Origin of the sequence: Williamsia maris, assembly GCF_024171815.1 — a bacterium.
GTDB classification, from domain to species: Bacteria; Actinomycetota; Actinomycetes; order Mycobacteriales; family Mycobacteriaceae; genus Williamsia_A; species Williamsia_A maris.
Genome location: NZ_JAMTCJ010000004.1, coordinates 833,691 through 854,080, shown reverse-complemented (window position 1 = coordinate 854,080; position 20,390 = coordinate 833,691). Strand labels below are relative to the sequence as shown.

Annotated in this window: 18 protein-coding genes and 2 tRNA genes; 14 read left to right on the top strand and 6 right to left on the bottom strand. The window is 67.8% G+C overall.

From position 1 onward, the window contains the following. Positions 1 to 142 precede the first annotated feature (142 nt). Positions 143 to 394 carry an aa3-type cytochrome oxidase subunit CtaJ gene (ctaJ, locus tag LX13_RS22645; protein WP_253663526.1) on the top strand — a complete coding sequence of 84 codons (252 nt, stop codon included), beginning with the start codon at positions 143 to 145 and terminating at the stop codon, positions 392 to 394. Further along, positions 381 to 851, top strand: a complete 471-nt coding sequence (locus LX13_RS22640; RefSeq protein WP_253663525.1) for a DUF5130 domain-containing protein — start codon at positions 381 to 383, stop codon at positions 849 to 851. Before ctaJ ends, LX13_RS22640 begins: the two co-directional genes overlap by 14 nt. A gap of 84 nt (positions 852 to 935) precedes the next feature. Here the strand turns inward: LX13_RS22640 and pepN are convergent, their stop codons facing one another. Then, positions 936 to 3,521, bottom strand: coding sequence for an aminopeptidase N (pepN, locus tag LX13_RS22635; protein ID WP_253663524.1), 2,586 nt, complete (start codon positions 3,519 to 3,521; stop codon positions 936 to 938). 171 nt (positions 3,522 to 3,692) lie between these two features. On the opposite strand from pepN, the gene LX13_RS22630 reads away from it, so the two are divergent. From LX13_RS22630 to sthA, 5 genes are all read left to right on the top strand, one after another. Further along, positions 3,693 to 4,340 (top strand): mycothiol-dependent nitroreductase Rv2466c family protein, encoded by a 648-nt coding sequence (locus LX13_RS22630; protein WP_253663523.1) that lies wholly within the window; start codon positions 3,693 to 3,695, stop codon positions 4,338 to 4,340. 46 nt (positions 4,341 to 4,386) lie between these two features. Continuing rightward, positions 4,387 to 4,860, top strand: a complete 474-nt coding sequence (locus tag LX13_RS22625) for a ribose-5-phosphate isomerase (RefSeq protein ID WP_253663522.1) — start codon at positions 4,387 to 4,389, stop codon at positions 4,858 to 4,860. A 9-nt stretch (positions 4,861 to 4,869) separates the two neighbouring features. Next, complete coding sequence (locus LX13_RS22620; protein ID WP_253663521.1) at positions 4,870 to 5,664, top strand: Fpg/Nei family DNA glycosylase; 795 nt, start codon at positions 4,870 to 4,872, stop codon at positions 5,662 to 5,664. 80 nt (positions 5,665 to 5,744) lie between these two features. Continuing rightward, positions 5,745 to 6,611, top strand: a complete 867-nt coding sequence (locus tag LX13_RS22615) for a PE-PPE domain-containing protein (protein ID WP_253663520.1) — start codon at positions 5,745 to 5,747, stop codon at positions 6,609 to 6,611. Positions 6,612 to 6,734: 123 nt separating this feature from the next. Continuing rightward, positions 6,735 to 8,168, top strand: coding sequence for a Si-specific NAD(P)(+) transhydrogenase (gene sthA / locus LX13_RS22610; protein ID WP_253663519.1), 1,434 nt, complete (start codon positions 6,735 to 6,737; stop codon positions 8,166 to 8,168). A 75-nt stretch (positions 8,169 to 8,243) separates the two neighbouring features. Here sthA and LX13_RS22605 read toward each other — a convergent pair whose 3' ends face one another. The 3 genes from LX13_RS22605 to LX13_RS22595 form a co-directional block, all read right to left on the bottom strand. Further along, positions 8,244 to 8,894, bottom strand: a complete 651-nt coding sequence (locus tag LX13_RS22605; RefSeq protein WP_253663518.1) for a L,D-transpeptidase — start codon at positions 8,892 to 8,894, stop codon at positions 8,244 to 8,246. A gap of 243 nt (positions 8,895 to 9,137) precedes the next feature. Then, complete coding sequence (locus LX13_RS22600; protein ID WP_253663517.1) at positions 9,138 to 9,440, bottom strand: putative quinol monooxygenase; 303 nt, start codon at positions 9,438 to 9,440, stop codon at positions 9,138 to 9,140. Positions 9,441 to 9,543: 103 nt separating this feature from the next. Next, positions 9,544 to 9,614, bottom strand: a tRNA-Gly gene (locus tag LX13_RS22595). 202 nt (positions 9,615 to 9,816) lie between these two features. On the opposite strand from LX13_RS22595, the gene LX13_RS22590 reads away from it, so the two are divergent. The 6 genes from LX13_RS22590 to LX13_RS22565 all read left to right on the top strand — a co-directional run bounded on the left by LX13_RS22590 (position 9,817) and on the right by LX13_RS22565 (position 16,501). Further along, positions 9,817 to 9,893: transfer RNA gene (locus LX13_RS22590), tRNA-Pro, on the top strand. A 90-nt stretch (positions 9,894 to 9,983) separates the two neighbouring features. Continuing rightward, a complete protein-coding gene (gene tig / locus LX13_RS22585) occupies positions 9,984 to 11,411 on the top strand; it encodes a trigger factor (RefSeq protein WP_253663516.1) in 1,428 nt (475 codons plus the stop codon). 155 nt (positions 11,412 to 11,566) lie between these two features. After that, positions 11,567 to 12,160 (top strand): ATP-dependent Clp protease proteolytic subunit, encoded by a 594-nt coding sequence (locus LX13_RS22580; protein ID WP_296388031.1) that lies wholly within the window; start codon positions 11,567 to 11,569, stop codon positions 12,158 to 12,160. A gap of 62 nt (positions 12,161 to 12,222) precedes the next feature. After that, the gene (locus tag LX13_RS22575; RefSeq protein ID WP_372500002.1) at positions 12,223 to 12,903 is read left to right on the top strand and encodes an ATP-dependent Clp protease proteolytic subunit; all 681 of its coding nucleotides are present in this window, start codon (positions 12,223 to 12,225) and stop codon (positions 12,901 to 12,903) included. 253 nt (positions 12,904 to 13,156) lie between these two features. Beyond that, positions 13,157 to 14,437: an ATP-dependent Clp protease ATP-binding subunit ClpX gene (gene clpX, locus LX13_RS22570; protein ID WP_253663515.1), complete on the top strand. Its 1,281-nt coding sequence runs from the start codon at positions 13,157 to 13,159 to the stop codon at positions 14,435 to 14,437. Positions 14,438 to 14,521: 84 nt separating this feature from the next. Continuing rightward, positions 14,522 to 16,501: an alpha/beta fold hydrolase gene (locus LX13_RS22565; RefSeq protein ID WP_253663669.1), complete on the top strand. Its 1,980-nt coding sequence runs from the start codon at positions 14,522 to 14,524 to the stop codon at positions 16,499 to 16,501. Here the strand turns inward: LX13_RS22565 and fdhD are convergent. Beyond that, complete coding sequence (gene fdhD / locus LX13_RS22560) at positions 16,454 to 17,341, bottom strand: formate dehydrogenase accessory sulfurtransferase FdhD (protein ID WP_253663514.1); 888 nt, start codon at positions 17,339 to 17,341, stop codon at positions 16,454 to 16,456. The genes LX13_RS22565 and fdhD overlap by 48 nt on opposite strands. After that, complete coding sequence (locus tag LX13_RS22555) at positions 17,341 to 19,686, bottom strand: FdhF/YdeP family oxidoreductase (RefSeq protein WP_253663513.1); 2,346 nt, start codon at positions 19,684 to 19,686, stop codon at positions 17,341 to 17,343. The genes fdhD and LX13_RS22555 overlap by 1 nt, the downstream gene beginning before the upstream one ends. Before the next feature lie 49 nt (positions 19,687 to 19,735). Between LX13_RS22555 and LX13_RS22550 the strand changes: the two genes are divergently transcribed. Beyond that, positions 19,736 to 20,389 (top strand): molybdenum cofactor guanylyltransferase, encoded by a 654-nt coding sequence (locus LX13_RS22550; protein ID WP_253663512.1) that lies wholly within the window; start codon positions 19,736 to 19,738, stop codon positions 20,387 to 20,389. Position 20,390: the final 1 nt, after the last annotated feature.

Genomic DNA, 20,390 nt, shown 5'->3' with positions numbered 1-20,390 from the left:
GCGCCCGCTCTCGCTCCGGGCCTCGCTGCGCTCGATCCTCACTCGGCGACGCCGCCGTGTCGTACCCAGGTATCCCCGTCTCGGGGAGTTCGGCTAGATTTTCATCCTGAGCGCAACTGACGACTGTCGAAGGGTGTTTCGGATGGATGGACTCATTGTCGCGATCGGGCTACCTGTCACGATCCTCTGCATCATCGCCGTGGTGGGCTGTGTCCTGTCGATGGCCTGGGCCTTCGGTGCGAAGTACCCCAAGGTCGAGAACTACACCCTGAGCAAGCAGTGGAAGCGCGAGCCGCTGCTGCTGAGCGCAACCGAGGTGTCGCCGGTCTCCGCGGCACATCACGACGCGAGCGTCGACGATCTGATCGGAGGGTCCGCAAGTGGCAAGTGGTGAGATCAAGCACGTCGTCGACCCCGACTCGTTGCCCCTGGGCACCGTCGTCACGACGAGTGGCCGCATATCGGCGGCCCGCATGCCCGGTTACGCCGCGGACACCCCGCCGTTCGCCCGCGAGGAGTTGGTGGCCCTCGACGAGGCGCTGACCTACGCGACCGAGCTGGTCAACATTCGTTTCTCGATCTACATCGGCGATCTGGGCGAGGATCCGTTCGCCGGTGCGACTGCCGTCTTGCCGACCGTTCCCGAGCCGGAACACGCGACGGTCATCGCGGTGTCCCCGGACACGCACGACGTGGTGGTCGTGTCGGGTCGGGCCGTGTCCGACCGGGTCAACGACCGCGTGGCCCAGCTCGGCGTCACCGCCGCGATCGCCAGCTTCCGCAACGGCGACCTGATCGACGGCCTCATCGCCGCACTGCGGGTCATGGCCACGGCCGTCGCCCGCTCGTAGCGCCGATCCACTCGGCTCCACGCACACGAACGCCGCGTCCCCTTCTCGGGGACGCGGCGTTCGTGCGTCGGTGTGCGCGGACGGTCAGGCGTTGCCCGCGTCGAACGCCCGGATCCGCAACGAGCGCGCGACGGTGTCGCGTCCCTCCAGGATGAGACGACGCAGCGCCGGCGGATGGTCACCCTCGAGGAAGCGGTCGGCGAGGGCGAGGGAGTCCTCGTCCACCGAGAATCCCGGGTACAGCCCGATGACGACGCTCTGCGCCACCTCGCTGGAACGTCGACGCCACACGTCGGGCACGGCGTCGAAGTAGCGCTGCACGTACGGGGCGAGCAGCTCGCTCTGGCCCGGCCGCGCGAAGCCGCCGATGACCGAGCGCGCGAACGTGTTCGACAGCGTGTCGTCCTCGACCGCCTGCTCCCACGCCCACTTCTTCGCCTCGGCGAGCGGACGGGCGGCCTTGGCGCCTGCGGCCTTGCGGGCGCCGGCGGAGGTGTTGTCGCGCTCGGACTCGGCGTCGATGACCGGTGTGGACTCCGGGTCGGTGTCGATCGCCCCGGCCGTGGCCAGCGCGGTGACGATGCTCCAGCGCAGATCGGTGTCCACGACGAGTCCGGACAGTCCGTGCTCGGCCGGGTCGTCCCCGTCGAGCAGGGCCTTGAGCGTGGTGACGACGTCGTCACCGACCGAACCGCCGAGCAACGCACCGACGAATGCGAGCTGGTGGTCGGAACCGGGCTCGGCGGCCTGTGCGAGTTCCAGCAGACGCGCGCTGAACCTCGGCCACCCGGTGGACGTCGCCCACTCGGGATCGCTGTAGCGGTCGACCGCGGTCTGCGCCTGCATCAGCACCCGCTGCACCACGCCGATCTCGGTCTCCGCGCCGATGCCGCGTTCGACCAACTCGACGAAGTCGCGGGCGCGCATGGTGGCTCCGCGGGTCATCTCCCACGCCGCCGACCACACCATGGTCCGGGGGAGTGACTCGGTGATGTCGGCGATGCGCTGCGTCGCCGTGGACAGCGAGTGGTCGTCGAGCGCGACCGTGCAGTAGGTCAGGTCGTCGTCGTTGACGAGGATGAGTGCGCCGCGATCGACACCGACGAGTTCGGGGACCGCGGTCCGCTCGCCCTCGACGTCGAGCTCGGCCCGTTGCACACGGACCAGCTTGCCGTCGGCGTCGTCGTCGTAGATCCCGACGGCGATCCGATGGGTGCGCAGCTCGCCCGCACCCGGGGCGGCGCCCTCCTGCACGACCTCGAACCGGGTGAACTTCCCCGACTCGTCGACGTCGAAATCGGCGCGCAGGACGTTGATGCCGGTGGTGCGCAGCCACTGGTCACCCCAGTCGGACAGGTCGCGACCCGAGGACTTCTCCAGTGCTCCCAGCAGATCGGAGAACGTCGCGTTGCCGAACTTGTGGGCGGCGAAGTAGTCGCGCAGGCCGGCGAGGAAGTCCTCGAGACCGACGTAGGCGACCAGCTGCTTGAGGACCGACGCGCCCTTGGCGTAGGTGATGCCGTCGAAGTTGACCTCGACCGCGGCGATGTCGGGTATGTCCGCGGCGACCGGGTGGGTCGAGGGCAGCTGGTCCTGGCGATAGGCCCACGACTTGTCGACCGTCGCGAAGGTGGTCCAGGCGCTCTTGTACTCGGTGGCCTCCGACTGGCACAGGACCGATGCGAAGGTCGCGAAGGACTCGTTGAGCCACAGGTCATCCCACCACTTCATGGTGACCAGGTCGCCGAACCACATGTGCGCCATCTCGTGCAGCACGGTCTCGGCGCGACGCTCGTAGAGCGCCTTGGTCACCTTGGACCGGAAGACGTAGTCCTCGAGGTAGGTGACGGCACCGGCGTTCTCCATCGCACCCGCGTTGAACTCGGGGACGAACAGCTGGTCGTACTTGCCGAAGGCGTAGGGGACACCGAAGTTGCGGTGGTAGAAGTCGAATCCCTGCTTGGTCTCGGTGAACAACCGCTCGGGGTCCATGAACTCGCCGAGCGACGCCCGGCAGTAGATGCCGAGGTCGATCGAACCGTGATCGTCGGTGTAGGTGTCGGTCCACCGCGCGTACGGTCCGGCGATCAGGGCGACCAGGTAGGTGCTCAGCAGCTCGGTGGTGACGAAGGAGTGCTTGCCGTCGGTGCCCGAGTTCTCGTCGGCGGCGCCGTTGGAGATGACCTTCCAGTCGGTGGGCGCGGTGACCGTGACGGTGAAGGTGCCCTTGAGATCCGGCTGGTCGAAGCAGGCGAACATCCGCTTGGCGTCAGCGGTCTCGAACTGCGAGTACAGGTACACCGACTCGTCGGTGGGGTCGACGAAGCGGTGCAGGCCCTCGCCGGTGTTGGAATAGATGCAGTCCGCGACGACGGTCAGCTCGTTGTGCTCGGCGAGGTCACCGAGCGCGAGCCCGGCCTCCTCGGTGTAGCCCGAGACGTCGATGTCGGTGCCGTTGAGCGTCGCCGAGTGGATGGTCTTCGCGATCACGTCGACGAACGTCGACGCGCCCGGTGTCGCGTCGAACGTGACCGCGCTGGCCGACCGGAAGGTCTCGACTCCGGGTTTCCCGGTGCCGTCGGTCAGATCGAGATCGATTGTGTAGGTGTGGACCGAGATGGTCGCCGATCGTTCGGCGGCCTGGTCGCGGGTCAGATTGGGTGCGCTCACGATGTTCCCCCTGGTCGTGTCTGGTGTCAGCCGTGTCTGGTGTCCCCACACACTTACCGCATCTGACCCGGAAGGGAATTACCGAGGCCGACGTAGGTTGTAACCCAGAGCAGCGCCCGCCGTCCGCGGTGGGCCGCGACAACTCACCATTCGCCGAGCGAGGAGTCATCCATGACCGCGACAGCCGATCAGACCACGACGACCGGGACCGACAGCACGCGCGACCGCGTGGACTTCTGGCTCGACCCCCTGTGCCCGTGGTGCTGGATCACCTCGCGGTGGATCCTCGAGGTCGAGAAGGTCCGCGACATCGACGTCGAGTTCCACATCATGAGCCTGGCCGTGCTCAACGAGGGCAAGGACATCCCGGCCTCCTACGCCGAGAAGCTCAAGGACGCGTGGCGACCGGTGCGTGTCCTGCAGGCCGCGGTGAACGCCCACGGCCATGAGGTGCTCGACCCGCTGTACACCGCGATGGGCACCCAGATCCACAACAACGGCGTCGAGGACTTCGACAAGGCGATCGAGGCGTCGTTGTCCGATGCCGGGCTGCCCGCCGAGCTGGCGAAGGCCGCCGACTCCACCGAGTTCGACGAGACCATCCGCGCCAGCCACCACGAGGGCATGGACAAGGTAGGCGACGACGTCGGGACCCCGACGATCCACATCAACAATGTCGCGTTCTTCGGCCCGGTCCTGTCCCGCATCCCCCGCGGTGACGACGCCGGTCGGGTCTGGGATGGCGCGGTGTTGCTCTCGAGCTACCCGCACTTCTACGAGCTGAAGCGCAGCCGCAACGAGAACCCGCAGTTCGACTGAGCACCGCGCCTCGGGACAGCCATGGCGAGATGACAGAATGATCGCCATGCGCGTTTACCTCGGTGCCGACCACGCCGGCTTTGAACTCAAGAACCTGATCAGTGACCACCTGAAGGCGGCGGGACACGACGTCACCGACTGCGGCGCCCATGCCTACGACGCACTCGACGACTACCCGGCGTTCTGCGTCGCTGCGGCCGTCGCCACCGTCGCCGATCCCGGCAGCCTGGGAATCGTGTTGGGCGGCAGTGGGAACGGCGAACAGATCGCGGCCAACAAGGTCCCCGGCGCGCGATGTGCGCTGGCGTGGAGCGTGGAGACCGCGCAACTGGCGCGTCAGCACAACAACGCACAGCTGATCGGTATCGGCGGGCGGATGCACACCACCGAGCAGGCCCTGGCCATCGTCGATGCGTTCCTGTCGACCGCGTGGTCGGACGAGCCGCGTCACCAGCGCCGCATCGACATCCTCGCCGAGTACGAGCGCACGGGACAGGCTCCCGCCCTGCCCGCGAACTGACGCCGCCGTATGCCCGAGGGCCATACGATCCACCGGCTCGCGCGTCTGCACCAGCGGCGCTACCGCGGCCAGGTTCTGCGGGTGAGCAGTCCTCAGGGTCGTTTCGTCGAGGAGGCGGAGCGTCTCGACGGACAGACGTTCACCAAGTCGGAGGCGTGGGGCAAACATCTGCTCCACCATTACGACTCGGGCGACATGGTGCACATCCATCTCGGCCTGTACGGGAAGTTCTCCGACGTCACGTCGCCGATGCCGCCACCGGTCGGGCAGGTGCGTCTGCGGATCGAGGGTGACGACCACGGCGGCGATCTCCGTGGCCCCACCGCATGCGAGATGTTCACCCCCGAGGATCTCGATCTGCTCGTGGCCCGACTCGGGCCCGATCCGCTGCGCAAAGACGCCGATCCGGACAAGGCGTTCGCCCGGATCCACAAGTCCAGACGAGCCCTCGGGGCGATGCTCATGGATCAGAAGATCGTCGCCGGCATCGGCAACGTGTATCGCGCCGAGGTCCTGTTCCGCGCGGGTGTGCACCCGATGCGAATCGGTACCGCCGTCGACAACGATGTATGGCAACGGATGTGGCGCGACACCGTCGAACTGATGGACGTGGGTGTCCGCAAGGGCAAGATCATCACGATCAGACCGGACGACGACCACGGCGTACGCGGACCGCGTGGGCGCCCACGGAGTTACGTCTATCGACGTCGCGGCGAGCCGTGTCGGGTCTGTGGCAACACGATCCTCGGGGAGATCATGGAGGGTCGCAACCTCTTCTGGTGCCCCAGCTGTCAGCCCGACTGATCGACGGGCACCGCCGCTCCGCAGAGAACTCTCAGGGTTGCGACCGTCGATCTCTCAGGGAGCGCGCCGATGATCGAACCATGACCACAGTGACCGTTCTGGCCGTCGGCGGGACCGGCGAGTCCTTCCCGGGTGATCCCCGCACCCACGTCACCGGTCTGCTCGCCGGCGTGACCGACCGTCTCGACGGCCGGTTCCGGAGCCGGTGGGTGGGCTACCCGTCGAGCTACGGCCCGGCGCCGACACGCAACGGCATGAGCTTCACCGCCAGTGTCGCGGCGGGATCGGCCGAGCTGCGTTCGGTGCTCGCGGCGACACCGGGGCCGGTCATGCTGATCGGATATTCCCAGGGCTGCGTCGTTGTCCGCGAGGCCCTCGCCGCAGGCGGTGTCGATCCGTCGGACCTGTGCCGGGTGATCGGAATCGGTCTCATCGCCGACCCGCACCAGCCGGCAGGGGTCGTCGACGGATGTACGGGCTCCGGTGTCGCGGGTCCGGGGCCTGACCTCCCCGACGGCGTCGCCACGCTGTGGATCGCCGACCCCGACGACATGATCTGCAACGCCGATGCCGACTCGCTCGTGCGCGACGTGGCCGACCTGACCGGCGCCCTGTCACTCGGCGACCTCGCCGGGTGGCTGCGCCGATCCTGGGAGACGCTTCGGCGCAATGCGTTCCAGAACGCCGCCCGTACCTCCATCCGCCCCCGGCAGTGGCGGCGCGACGTCACCCGACTGCGACGGTTGGTCCTCGACATCCTCGGATACCTACCGGCGCTGATCGTGATCGGGGGATTCCGGATCCGCAACCGCCGCGGGGGCCGGCACACCGCCTATGCGTCCGAGCCGTTGGGTGGACGCGGCGAGTACCCGGGCGTGGTCGTACTGGCCCACTGGCTCCAGGTGCAGGCCACCTTCGCCGGCGGTCTGATGTCCGAGGCCGCCTGAGAGCTGCCGGTCGGATCGACGGTTCCATCCGCCGGAATTCATCCGCTCGACATGTGCGCATGTCCGGTGTGGGCGAGACTGATCCCAGGTGCGCCGATGTCGCGCGGAAAGCGGAGTGGAACTGTGGATCATTACGACCTGGTTGTCATCGGTTCGGGCCCCGCCGGGCAGAAGGCGGCCATCGCGGCCGCCAAGCTCGGCAAGAGCGCGGCCGTGGTGGAACGTCGGGACATGGTGGGCGGGGTGTGTATCAACACCGGCACCGTCCCGTCGAAGACGATGCGTGAGGCCGTGCTCTATCTGACCGGTCTCAGTCAGCGCGAGCTCTACGGGCAGTCGTACCGCCTCAAGCAGGACATCACCGTCACCGACCTGTCGGCGCGTACCGCGCACGTCGTCAACAAAGAGATCGACGTTATCCAGAGCCAGCTCACCCGCAACCGGGTGGCCTTGCTGATCGGCAGCGCGAGATTCACGGGCCCGCACGAGATCTCGATCGACGGTCCGGACGGCGAACGCAAGGAGATCACCGCCGACCACATCGTGATCGCTGTCGGGACCCGTCCGGCGCGACCGAACTCGGTCGAGTTCGACGGGGCCACCATCGTCGACTCCGACCAGATCCTCGGGATGAGCCACGTTCCGCAGTCGATGGTGGTCGTGGGCGCCGGCGTGATCGGGATCGAGTACGCGTCGATGTTCGCCGCCCTCGGCACCAAGGTGACCGTCGTCGAGAAACGCGCCAACATGCTCGAGTTCTGTGACCGCGAGATCGTCGAGGCGCTGCAGTATCAACTGCGCGAACGTGGGGTGACCTTCCGCTTCTCGGAGTCGGTGAAGACCGTGGAGAAACACCCAGGGGGCACCCTGACGATCCTCGAGTCGGGCAAGAAGATCCCCGCCGACACCGTCCTGTATTCCGCAGGCCGACAAGGGGTCACCGACGAACTCGACGTGGCGAAGGCCGGACTGCAGGGCAACGAGCGCGGACGACTCGATGTCAACGAGAACTACCAGACCGAGGTCGACCACATCTACGCCGTCGGCGATGTCATCGGGTTCCCGGCGTTGGCTGCGACGTCGATGGAACAGGGACGCCGCGCCGCCTATCACGCGTTCGGCGAGCCGGCGGGCGACGTCGACCCCATCCAGCCGATCGGGATCTACGCGATCCCCGAGGTCAGCTTCGTGGGCAAGACCGAGGACGAGCTGACCGCCGAGAACGTGCCGTTCGAGGTGGGGGTGGCCCGCTACCGTGAGCTCGCGCGCGGCGCCATCATGGGCGACTCGTACGGGATGCTCAAACTCCTGGTGCACGCCACCGACCGGAGTCTGTTGGGCGTGCACGTGTTCGGCAGCAACGCGGCCGAGCTCGTACACATCGGCCAGGCCGTGATGGGGTGCGGCGGAACCGTCGACTACCTGGTGGGCGCGGTCTTCAACTACCCGACGCTCGCCGAGGGCTACAAGGTGGCCGCCCTGGACGCGGTGAACAAGATGCGCGCGATCTCCCGGGTCACCGGGACGGGAAACGGACACGACCTCGGAGCCGCGTAGTCGATCGATGAGACAACAAAAATCCGGGCGGACCGCATACGCGGTCCGCCCGGATCTTTGTGTGTCAGTGGGGGATCAGCTGCCCTGGACGTACTGGCCGCCGACCGTCCCGCGCACCACGATCGGGGTGCCGGTGGGGAAGTTGTCGAAGGCCCACTTGCCGTTCTCCGTGCTCACGTTGATGCAACCGTGGCTCACGTTGGACTTGCCCTGCTGCGCCACCGACCACGGTGCCGCGTGCAGGAAGATGCCGTCGAAGCTCATCCGGATGGCGTACTCGACATAGGTGCGGTAGCCCTCCGCGGAGTCGACCGGAACGCCGTACGTGGACGAGTCCATGTACATGTCGCGGTACTTCTCCTTGGTGAAGTACGTGCCGTTGGGCGTCGGGTGCTCGTTCGAGCCCATCGAGATCGGCATCTTGCGCACGATCTTGCCGTTGTGCCAGACGGTCAGTTCCTTGGTGGCGTCGTCGGCCAGGGCGACCCAACCGGTCTTGGTGGCCACCGGCGGAGCGGGCTCGGCCGGGACCGGCGCGGGCGCGGGCTCCGGGGTCGTCTTCGGCGCGGGCGGTGCCGGCAGAAGGGGCTTGAGGAAGTCCGGCACGGGCACTCCCGGCAGGCCGGGGATGGTGGGCTGCGGCGCCACGGGGGCGGCGCTCGCGGCGGACGGGACGGCCACGACGGCGAGAACGATGCCGAACATGACCATGAGGAGACGCGTCATGAGACGCGGACGCCCTGCGGCGCTACGGGTGGACTTGGGAGTCAGCACGAGTTCGTGACCTAACCTTCGCTTGAAGTACAACGGACAGCGCGAGACCCCACGCGCTGTTACATCGTTGCATGGGTGGAGAACCGCACCAAGCCGAATCGTGACCGTTTTGTGGCTGAAGTGGACTTGTGTGGCTGAAGTCACCGTGTGTGGCGGCGGATTGGTACGTTGAAGTTGGAGACGCCGGTCACATGATCAGAGGGCGAGCGGGATGGTGGTCGAGTAGATCGTCTTCACCGGCGCCTCGGTCACGATGTCGCCGAGTCCGCTGCGGCCCTCGGGGGTGGTGCGCCACTGGGCGTACGCGTCGTGGTCGGCGGTGGTCGCCCACTGCTCGACGATGATGACGTGCGCGGGATCGGCGTCGTCGACGATCGCCTCGAGTCCGAGATTGCCGGGCCAGGCCCGCGTCGCGGTGAGCGTCGTGCTGAGGATGCCGGCGGCGCCGTCGAGTGCGGCGGGGTCGAGGTGGAGATCGAGGAGCACGGTTGTCGTCATGCTCGCCTCAACACCGAGGACGGACGAGCATTCCCGGACCGTCCTGCAGAACGAGAAGACCCCGATCGCGCCGGGGCGCGATCGGGGTCTTCCTCCATCGGTGAGCGGGTGACGGGAATCGAACCCGCGTAGCTAGTTTGGAAGACTAGGGCTCTACCATTGAGCTACACCCGCGAGCACACCGCGCCGAGTGGGATCGCCACCGGCGCCGCGTGCGGAAGCGACTGTACCGCGTCGTGGGCGCGGAGCCGAAATCACCACCGACACCGACGCGGTCGGCCACCGATTCACGCCGGTCACCACCTGACACGTAGTATTTGCGGCTGGTGTCTGCGTGGGGGAGGAAATCGCCCCGCGGTCGTTCGGGCGCCTGGTGCGGGATGTGGCGCAGCTTGGTAGCGCATCCGCTTTGGGAGCGGAGGGTCGCAGGTTCGAATCCTGTCATCCCGACCACGAGGACCGACGGAAGTGGCGTTGTCGGTCGCCGACAACCCAGGCCGGCAGCAATTCGCTGCCGGTCGTTCTACATAAGGAGTCAAGTTCGTGAAGAGCACCGTCGAGCAGCTCAGCCCGACGCGGGTCAAACTCAACGTCGAGGTCCCCTTCGAGGAACTCGAGAAAGAGTTCGCCCGCGCCTACAAGTCGCTGGCGCAGCAGATCCGCATCCCCGGCTTCCGTCCCGGCAAGGCGCCGGCCAAGTTGATCGAGGCGCGCGTCGGTCGTGACTCCGTCCTGGCCCAGGTCGTCAACGACGCGCTGCCCGGCAAGTACAGCGAGGCCGTCGCCGAGACCGAGACCAAGGCCATCGGCCAGCCCGACATCGACCTCGCGGAGCTCGAGTACGGCAAGTCGATCACCTTCACCGCCGAGGTCGACGTCCGTCCCGAGATCGCCATCCCCGGGTTCGACACCCTCGCCGTCGAGGTCGAGCCCATCGCGGTCGACGACGACGCGGTCGCTGAGCAGTTCGAGGCCCTTCGGGCCCGGTTCGGCACCCTCACCGGTGTCGATCGCCCCGCGCAGGACGGCGACTTCGTGTCGATCGACCTCGCCGCGTCGGTCAACGGCGAGGCGGTCGAGGAGGCCTCGACCACCGGCCTGTCGCACGAGGTCGGTTCCGGTCAGCTGATCGACGGACTCGACGAGGCGCTCGTCGGGATGACCGCCGGCTCCGACAAGACCTTCACCACCACCCTCGTCGCCGGCGCACACGCGGGCGAGGAGGCGGAGGTGGCCGTGACGGTGAACACCGTCAAGGAGCGCGAGCTGCCCGAGCCCGACGACGAGTTCGCGCAGATGGCAAGCGAATTCGACACCGTCGACGAGCTCAAGGCCGACCTGCGCGAGCGGGTCGGGCAGTCCAAGAAGATGGAGCAGGCGAGCGCGATCCGCGACGCCGTCCTCGAGAAGCTCCTCGAGACCGTCGACATCCCGCTTCCGCAGGGCATCGTCGACGCCGAGGTCGAGAACCAGGTGCACGAGGTCCTGCACGGCCTCGATCACGACGAGGAGCAGTTCGCGAAGCTGCTCGAGGCGCAGGGCACGACCCGCGAGGAGTTCGAGGGTCAGGCACGCGAGTCCGCCGAGAAGTCGGTCCGGACCCAGCTGCTGCTCGACGCCATCGCCGAGGACCAGGAGACGGTCGTCAGCCAGGACGAGCTGACCCAGCAGATCCTGTTCCAGGCGCAGCGCTACGGCATGTCGCCGCAGGACTTCATCGGTCAGCTCCAGCAGGCCAACCAGGTCGGCGCCGTCTACGCAGACGTCCGTCGCAGCAAGGCCCTCGCCGGGCTCATCGGTGAGGTCACCGTCACCGACACCACCGGCGCGACCGTCGACACCGCCGAGTTCTTCGGCGCCGGCGAGGACGACGCCGCCGTCGAGGCCCCGGCCACCGACGACGTGATCGAGTCCACCGACGACGCGACCACGGACGACGCGACCACCGAGGACGCGAAGCCGACCAGCTAGGTGATCTGCGACGGCGGACGGTCAATCGTTCCGCTGTCAGCGAATAGAGGCGGCGCCGCGACTGCGGCGGCGCCTCTATTCGTTAGGGTCGAGGACAGGAACATCGCACCGGGCCCCGTCAGGGGTCCCTCGTAGAGAAGTCGAAGGTAGGAACTGTGACCGAGTCGAACATCCATACACCCGCGATGAGTTCGGGTGTCGCCGGGCTGAATCTGAGCGATTCGGTGTTCGAGCGGCTGCTCCGTGAGCGGATCATCTTCCTGGGCAGCCAGGTCGACGACGACATCGCCAATCGGCTCTGCGCGCAGATCCTGTTGCTCGCCGCCGAGGACAGCAGCAAGGACATCAGCCTCTACATCAACTCGCCGGGTGGTTCGGTGACCGCCGGCATGGCCATCTTCGACACGATGCAGCTCGCACCGTGCGACGTGGCCACCTACGCGATGGGCATGGCGGCCTCGATGGGGCAGTTCCTGCTCGCCGCGGGAGCACCGGGCAAGCGCCACGCGCTGCCGCACGCGCGGATCATGATGCACCAGCCGTCGGCAGGCATCGGTGGCACCGCCGCCGACATCGCCATCCAGGCCGAGCAGTTCGCGCAGACCAAGAAAGAGATGAACCGGCTCAACGCCGAGTTCTCCGGCCAGCCGCTGGAGAAGATCGAGGCCGACGCCGACCGCGACAAGTGGTTCACGGCCGAGGAGGCCAAGGACTACGGCCTGGTCGACCACGTGATCGCCCGCGCCTGAGTCACCCCGCCGATTCCCTCGATCCCATCCGCCGCACGGCGCACACTTTTCGGAGACATCACATGACGAACATGTTCGGATCCACCCCCGGCCAGGCCGGCCCGTCCGGTCTGGCGCCCGCCGGACCGCAGAGCCGCTACATCCTGCCGTCCTTCATCGAGCACACGCCCAACGGGATGCGCGAGTACAACCCGTACGCGAAGCTCTTCGAAGAGCGCATCGTCTTCCTCGGCACCCCGATCGACGAGACCGTGGCCAACGACATCATGGCGCAGCTGCTGGTGCTGGAGTCGCAGGATCCCGACCGCGACATCACCATCTACATCAACTCGCCCGGTGGCAGCGTCACCGCGATGCTCGCCATCTACGACACGATGCAGTACGTCCACTGCGACATCGCGACCATGTGCCCCGGTGAGGCGGCATCGGCCGCCGCCATCCTGCTCGCGGGCGGCACTCCCGGCAAGCGCGGCGCCCTGCCGAACGCGTCGGTCCTGATCCACCAGCCCCGCACCGGTGGCGCGTACCAGGGTCAGGTCTCCGACCTCGAGATCCAGGCCGCCGAGATCGAGCGCATCCGCCGTCGTCTCGACGAGATCCTGTCGGTGCACACCGGACAGGACCCCGAGAAGATCCGTCGCGACACCGATCGCGACAACATCCTCACCGCCGAGCAGGCGAAGGAATACGGGATCATCGACCAGGTCTTCGAGTACCGCAAGAAGTCGGCCCGCCGGAGCTGATCGGCGGCTCGTGTCGGCGTGACGCGGTGCGACACGCCGGGGTCGCGGAGATGATCGACGCGACGGTGCGCAGGGGTGATCCTGTAGCCCTGTGACCAGTGTGGGACGAGGGTTCCACGAGGTCTGACATTGCTTTTATCGGTCGAAGTTCGGCCTGCTCGCGGGTACGGTCAGTAATACTGGCGAGCAGGTCGGTCCGCCCCGTGTGAATCGTGAGTTCGCACAGGTGCACAAGGAAGAGGTACAGCACACGATGGCTCGAATCGGAGACGGCGGCGATCTGCTGAAGTGCTCTTTCTGCGGAAAGAGTCAGAAGCAGGTCAAGAAGCTCATCGCGGGCCCCGGCGTGTACATCTGCGACGAGTGCATCGACCTGTGCAACGAGATCATCGAGGAAGAACTCGCCGAATCGAGCGACGTCAAACTCGACGAGCTGCCCAAGCCGACCGAGATCCGGGACTTCCTGGAGAAGTACGTCATCGGTCAGGACACGGCCAAGCGCACCCTGGCCGTCGCCGTCTACAACCACTACAAGCGCATCCAGGCGGGTGACCGCAAGGACGCCCGTGGTGGTGAGGTCGTCGAGTTGGCCAAGTCCAACATCCTCATGCTCGGCCCCACCGGCTGCGGCAAGACCTACCTCGCGCAGACGCTCGCCAAGATGCTGAACGTCCCGTTCGCCATCGCGGACGCGACCGCGCTGACCGAGGCCGGCTATGTCGGTGAGGACGTCGAGAACATCCTCCTCAAGCTCATCCAGGCCGCCGACTACGACGTCAAGCGCGCCGAGACCGGAATCATCTACATCGACGAGGTCGACAAGATCGCCCGCAAGAGCGAGAACCCGTCGATCACTCGCGACGTCAGCGGCGAAGGTGTGCAGCAGGCGCTGCTGAAGATCCTCGAGGGAACGCAGGCCTCGGTTCCCCCGCAGGGCGGACGCAAGCACCCGCACCAGGAGTTCATCCAGATCGACACCACCAACGTGCTGTTCATCGTCGCGGGTGCGTTCGCAGGCCTGGAGAAGATCGTCTCCGACCGGATCGGCAAGCGCGGCATCGGTTTCGGTACCGAGGTCGCCAGCAAGAACGACGTCGACACCGTCGACCACTTCGCCGAGGTCATGCCCGAGGACCTCATCAAGTTCGGCCTGATTCCGGAGTTCATCGGTCGCCTCCCGATGATCGCCTCGGTGACCAACCTTGACAAGGAGTCACTGGTCTCCATCCTGTCGACCCCGAAGAACGCTCTGGTCAAGCAGTACATCCGCCTGTTCGACATGGACGGCGTCGAGCTGGAGTTCACCGAGGAGGCCCTCGAGGCGGTGGCCGATCAGGCCATCCACCGCGGCACCGGCGCCCGCGGTCTGCGCGCGATCATGGAGGAAGTCCTCCTCCCGGTCATGTACGACATCCCCAGCCGCGACGATGTCGCCAAGGTGGTCGTGACCGGAGAGACCGTGCGGGACAACGTCTTGCCGACGATCGTCCCGCGCAAGCCGCGTCGCGACGAACGACGCGACAAGACCGCGTAGTCTCGCGGCGTGACGCACGCCGAGAACACCGACTTCCACGACCTCGATCGCTACATCGCGACCTCCCGCGTCAACGGGCTGGCCATGTCGCCCGACGGCAGCCGACTGATCACGACGGTCGCCGCCCTCGACGAGAAGTCGACCGGGCATGTCAGTGCACTGTGGGAGATCGACCCGACCGGGGAACTCCCGGCCGCACGCCTCACCCAGGGCACCCACAGCGCGTCCGCCCCGACCTTCGACGGCTCCGGCGCCCTGTGGTTCATCCGAAAATCTGCACCCGGGCCCGACGAGGACCCGACCGCCGCAGTCTGGCGTCTGCCGACCGTCGGTGAGGCCGAACGTGTCGTCGCCCGCCCCGGTGGGGTCAGCTCGCTCGTGACCGCACGGGACGCGGACACCGTCCTCGCGCTCGCCGACGTGCTGGGCGGGTCCGCCGAGTCCGACAACACGCTTCGGGCGAAGCGCACGACCGCAGCCGTGTCGGCGATCCTGCACGACCGCTACCCGGTTCGCCTGTGGGACACCGACCTCGGCCCCGGACAGCCCTTCCTCTTCGACCTGGCCCGCTCCGGCGAGCTGACCCCGGTGGTCGAGAACCCGGGACCGGCGTTGCGGGAGGCGGGTGTCGGCGTCGCGCCGGACGGCTCGTTCGCGGTCGCGACGTGGCGCGTCGGTGCGCCGCAGGCTGCGACCCGGACGACGCTGGTGCGCATCGGATTCGGCCACGCCGGCAGCCCGGGGGAGCGCGTCACCCTGATCGCCGACCCCGACCACGACTTCTTCGCGCCCACCGTCTCGCCGGACGGCACCCGGGTGGCGTTCTTGCGCGAGTCGGTCACCACCCCCACCGATGCCCCGGTGATCACCGCGCACACCTACGACCTCGCCTCCGGCACCGTCACAGACTGGGCCGACGGCTGGGACCGCTGGCCGAGCTCGGTCGCATGGTCGGCCGACGGCACCGAACTGATCGTCACCGCCGACGACGACGGCCGCGGACAGGTGTTCGTCCTCGCCGACCCCGCCGCAGGGACATCGGACGCTGTGCGTGCCGTGACCGCCACCGACCACTGCTACACCGACGTCCGTGTCCACCCGGATACGGAACACCTGTTCGCACTGCGCAGTTCGCCGGCCGAGCCCCCGCATGCCGTCCGGGTGCATTGTGGATCGGGAGAGGTGACCGTGTTGCGCGGACCGGTGGCGCTCCCCGAACTGCCCGGGACCCTCGAGGACCTGCGCACCGAGGCCATCGACGGCACCCCGTTACGCGCCTGGCTGGCGCTGCCCCACGGAGCCACCGACACCTCGCCGGTGCCCCTGCTGCTGTGGGTGCACGGAGGCCCGTTGGGGTCCTGGAACGCGTGGTCGTGGCGGTGGAACCCGTGGATCGCGGTGGCCGCGGGCTATGCGGTCGTGCTTCCCGACCCGGCGCTGTCGACCGGATACGGTCAGAACTTCATCCGACGGGGCTGGGGCAGCTGGGGTTTCGAGCCCTACACCGATCTGATGGCGGTCACCGACGCCGCCGAGGCGGACCGTCGCATCACGACCGGCCGGACCGCGATCATGGGCGGATCGTTCGGCGGGTACATGGCGAACTGGATCGCCGGGCACACCGACCGGTTCCGCGCCGTGGTGACCCACGCCAGCCTGTGGGCTCTCGACCAGTTCGGACCCACCACCGACGGCGCCGACTACTGGGCGCGGGAGATGTCGCCGGAGATGGCCGTGGAGAACTCGCCGCACCTCTACGTCGCCGACATCGTGACCCCGATGCTGGTCATCCACGGCGACAAGGACTATCGCGTACCCATCGGCGAAGGACTACGCCTGTGGTACGAACTGCTCTCGGAGTCGGGACTGCCGGCCGCCGACGACGGGTCCACCGTGCATCGGTTCCTGTACTTCCCGGACGAGAACCACTGGATCCTCAAGCCGCAGAACGCGATCATCTGGTACCGGGTCGTGCTCGCGTTCCTCTCGCAGCACGTGCTCGACCGCCCGTCGGAGCTACCCGACATCCTCGGTGACGTGACGATCGCCGCGGGCGAGGACTGACGGGTCCGACGACCCCGCCGGGTGGCCGACCACTCTTTCGGGCGCGGAGTAGACGTTCATCGACTCACCGCGCAGGAACCCGATCACGGTCAGTCCCGTCTCGTCGCCGAGCGAGGCGGCCAGCGACGACGGCGCGGACACTGCCGCGAGGATCGGGATGCCGGCCATCACGGCCTTCTGGACGAGTTCGAACGACACGCGACTCGACACCATCAGTACGGTGTCGCGCAACGGGATCCGACCCTCGCGGACCGCCCAGCCGATGACCTTGTCGACGGCGTTGTGCCGTCCGACGTCCTCGCGCACCACCAGCAGCGTGCCGTCGGTGGAGAACAATGCGGCGCCGTGCGTGCCCCCGGTGCCCGCGAACGTCTTCTGCTCGGCCCGGAGCCGGTCCGGCAGCGTGATCAACACGTCGGTGGCCACCGTCGAGTGGTCGTCGCGCAGATCGAACCGCGAGGTGGCGCGCAGCTCGTCGATCGACGACTTGCCGCACACCCCGCACGCCGACGTGGTCGGGAACGCCCGCCGCGGAGCGGTCAGGGTGACGCCGGGCGCGGAGGCCACGTCGAGGACGTTGTAGGTGTTCTGGCCGTCGGCGTCCACCCCGTCGCAGTAGCGGATGGTGTCGATGTCCTCGGCGCCGCCGATGAGGCCCTCCGACAACAGGAACCCGTGTACCAGGTCGATGTCGGCGCCGGGGGTGCGCATCGTCATCGTCAACGGTGCACCGGCGACGCGGATCTCGAGGGGTTCCTCCACCGCCAGGGTGTCCGGTCGGATGGCGTCGCCCTGGAGTCGTATGCGACGCACCGGGATCCGTGTGGTGACCCGTCCCATCAGGGAACTGCGACCAGCCGCACGGTGATCCCCTTCGACACCGGCGTGTTCGACTTCGTCGCCACGTGGTCGAGCGGGACCAGTGGATTGGTCTCGGGGTAGTACGCCGCGGCGTTGCCGCGCGGGGTCGGATACGACACCACCCGGAAACCGTCGACGCGGCGTTCCTCGAGCCCGCCGGCGCCCTCGAACTCCGAGACGATCGAGACCGGCTGATCGTCGACGAGACCGAGCTCGGCCAGATCGTCGGGGTTGACCATGATGATGCGGCGGTTGCCCTTGATACCGCGGTAACGGTCGTCGTGCCCGTAGATCGTGGTGTTGTACTGGTCGTGACTGCGCAGCGTCTGCAGGATCAGTCGCCCCTGCGGTGTCGGCAACCACTCGAGGTCGTTGACCGTCAGCACGGCTTTGCCGCTGTCGGTGGGGAACTCGCGGCTGTCCCGCGGCGGGTGGGGGAGCAGGAAGCCGTCGGGCTGACGCACACGGTCGTTGAAGTTCTCGAACCCCGGCACCACGGCCGCGACGTGATCGCGGATGCGGTCGTAGTCGGACGCGAGCCCCGACCAGTCCACGGCGTGGTCGGATCCGAGGACGGTCTCGGCCAGCTCGCAGATGATGCCGACCTCACTGCGCATGCAGTCGCTCGACGGTGTCAGCGACCCGCGGGACAGGTGCACCGAGCCCATCGAGTCCTCGACGGTGACGAGTTGCCGCTTGCCGTCCCGGATGTCGCGATCGGTACGACCGAGGGTCGGCAGGATCAACGCCGTGTCGCCGGTCGCGAGATGCGACGCGTTGAGTTTGGTGCTGACCTGCACCGTGAGCCGGCACCGGGCCATGGCCGCCTTGGTGACCTCGGTGTCGGGCGTCGCGGAGACGAAGTTGCCGCCCATCGACATGAAGATGCCGACCTTGCCGTCGCGCATCGCCCGCAGCGCGTCGACCACGTCGTACCCGACCTCCCGTGGGCTGGTGATCCCGAACTCGGAATCGACCGCGGCGAGGAAGGATTCGGGCATCTGCTCCCAGATGCCCATGGTGCGGTCGCCCTGGACGTTGGAGTGTCCGCGGACGGGGCAGACCCCGGCGCCCGGCTTACCCATCATGCCGCTGAGCAGCAGCGTGTTGGTGACCTCCTCGATGGTGGCCACGGCGTGCTTGTGCTGTGTGAGCCCCATGGCCCAGCAGACGATGGTCTTGTCGGAGGAGATCCACAGCTGCGCCAGCGTCTCGAGCTCCGCCGGCCGCAGACCGGTGGCCTCGTAGATCTCGTCCATGTCGGTGTCGGCGACCAGGGCGAGGTAGTCCTCGACGCCCGAGCAGTAGGTCTCCAGGAAATCGTGGTCGAACACGGTGCCCGGGTTCGCGTTCTCGGCCCGCAGCAGCAGCGCGGCCAGGCCGCGGAACAGGGCCATGTCGCCACCGAGCCGGACCTGCAGGAACTCGTCGGCCAGTGTGGTCCCCGCGCCGAGGATGTCGCCGGGTCGCTGCGGGTCGCGGAAGCGCATGAGCCCGGCCTCGGGCAGCGGGTTGATCGCGACGATCTTCGCGCCGTTGCGTTTCGCGTCGCCGAGGATCGAGAGCATCCGGGGATGGTTGGTCCCGGGGTTCTGGCCGGCGATCAGGATGAGGTCGGCGTTCTCGACGTCGAGCACGGAGACCGAGCCCTTGCCGATGCCGATCGTGGTCGACAACGCGTGCCCGGACGACTCGTGACACATGTTGGAACAGTCGGGCAGGTTGTTGGTGCCCAGGCTGCGCGCGAACAGTTGGTAGACGAACGCGGCCTCGTTGCTGGTGCGGCCCGAGGTGTAGAACACCGCCTCGTCGGGGGAGCCGAGCGCGGCGAGTTCGTCGCCGATCAGCCGGTAGGCGTCGGCCCAGTCGATCGGCTCGTAGTGGGTACCGCCGTCGCGCAACAGCATCGGATGGGTGATGCGTCCCTGCTGGGACAGCCAGTACTCCGACCGCTCGCGCAGCTCCGCCACGCTGTGGGTGGCGAAGAAGTCCGGGGTCACCCGGCGACGTGTCGCCTCCTCGGCGACGGCCTTGGCCCCGTTCTCGCAGAACTCCGCAGGCTTGCGGCCGCCCGGCTTCTCCGGCCAGGCGCACCCGGGGCAGTCGAAACCGTGTCGCTGATTGAGCTCGAGGAAGGTCTTCGCGGTACGCAGCGGGCCCATCTGGGTGAAGCCGCGCTTCATGGAGACCGCGACCGCGGGGACTCCCGCCGCATAGGTCTTGGGGTGCGAGGTGTCGGTCCGCGTCGGTTCGTCGACGGCGGTCTCGGACGCCTCGGGAGAACCGGTCCGTGAGGCGGACCGATCCGAATCGGTGGAAGTCATTCCTCCATAGTGGCCTCGCCGGAGCAGTCCGTCACGCGATACTGGCCCCATGACCGATGTGGTGACGGATTTGGCGTTGGCGGGCGTGGTCCTGGCGGGCGGTGCATCGAGACGGATGGGCTCGGACAAGGCGGGGCTGGACTGGAACGGTCAGCCGATGCTGGCACGCATCGTCGGAGAGGTGGGACGGCGCTGCGACCCCGTCTCGGTGGTGGCGGCCGCGTCGTCGGCGGCCTACCGCACCCTGCAGGGCAGTGGTGGCCCCGAGGCCCACTGGGTCACCGACGAGAAGGCAGGCACCGGCCCGCTCGGGGCGCTCGCAGCGGGTCTGGCCGACGCGGCCGCGGCCGGACGTGAGGTCGCCTTCGTCTGCGCCACCGACATGCCGTTGATCTCCACCGACCTCATCGACGAACTCCTGCTCGGACTCCGGGAGAACGACGACGCGGCCATCGCGGTCGACGCGACCCGGGCGCACCCGTTCGCGGCCATCTATCGGACCGCCTGCGCGGGTCGGATCCGCGACCTCGCGGCCACCGGTGAGCGACGCATGTTGGCGGCCATCGACACCCTCGTGGTCAACCGCGTGTCGATCAGCAATCCCGACTGGTTGATCAACGTCAACGCCCCCGAGGACCTCCATCGGCTCCGCATCGCCGCCGGGGGCGTTCCCGGGCAACCCGGGGCGATCACCGTTCCCTAGA

Excerpts from the sequence above, each read along its gene's own strand:
- LX13_RS22620 (WP_253663521.1), top strand. The coding sequence starts at position 4,870 with ATGCCCGAGGGCCATACGATCCACCGGCTCGCGCGTCTGCACCAGCGG.
- clpX (WP_253663515.1), top strand. The coding sequence starts at position 13,157 with ATGGCTCGAATCGGAGACGGCGGCGATCTGCTGAAGTGCTCTTTCTGC.
- LX13_RS22630 (WP_253663523.1), top strand. The coding sequence starts at position 3,693 with ATGACCGCGACAGCCGATCAGACCACGACGACCGGGACCGACAGCACG.
- LX13_RS22615 (WP_253663520.1), top strand. The coding sequence starts at position 5,745 with ATGACCACAGTGACCGTTCTGGCCGTCGGCGGGACCGGCGAGTCCTTC.
- LX13_RS22565 (WP_253663669.1), top strand. The coding sequence starts at position 14,522 with ATGTCGCCCGACGGCAGCCGACTGATCACGACGGTCGCCGCCCTCGAC.
- ctaJ (WP_253663526.1), top strand. The coding sequence starts at position 143 with ATGGATGGACTCATTGTCGCGATCGGGCTACCTGTCACGATCCTCTGC.
- LX13_RS22600 (WP_253663517.1), bottom strand. The coding sequence starts at position 9,440 with ATGACGACAACCGTGCTCCTCGATCTCCACCTCGACCCCGCCGCACTC.
- LX13_RS22550 (WP_253663512.1), top strand. The coding sequence starts at position 19,736 with ATGACCGATGTGGTGACGGATTTGGCGTTGGCGGGCGTGGTCCTGGCG.
- fdhD (WP_253663514.1), bottom strand. The coding sequence starts at position 17,341 with ATGGGACGGGTCACCACACGGATCCCGGTGCGTCGCATACGACTCCAG.
- LX13_RS22605 (WP_253663518.1), bottom strand. The coding sequence starts at position 8,894 with ATGACGCGTCTCCTCATGGTCATGTTCGGCATCGTTCTCGCCGTCGTG.
- LX13_RS22555 (WP_253663513.1), bottom strand. The coding sequence starts at position 19,686 with ATGACTTCCACCGATTCGGATCGGTCCGCCTCACGGACCGGTTCTCCC.
- LX13_RS22575 (WP_372500002.1), top strand. The coding sequence starts at position 12,223 with ATGACGAACATGTTCGGATCCACCCCCGGCCAGGCCGGCCCGTCCGGT.
- LX13_RS22625 (WP_253663522.1), top strand. The coding sequence starts at position 4,387 with ATGCGCGTTTACCTCGGTGCCGACCACGCCGGCTTTGAACTCAAGAAC.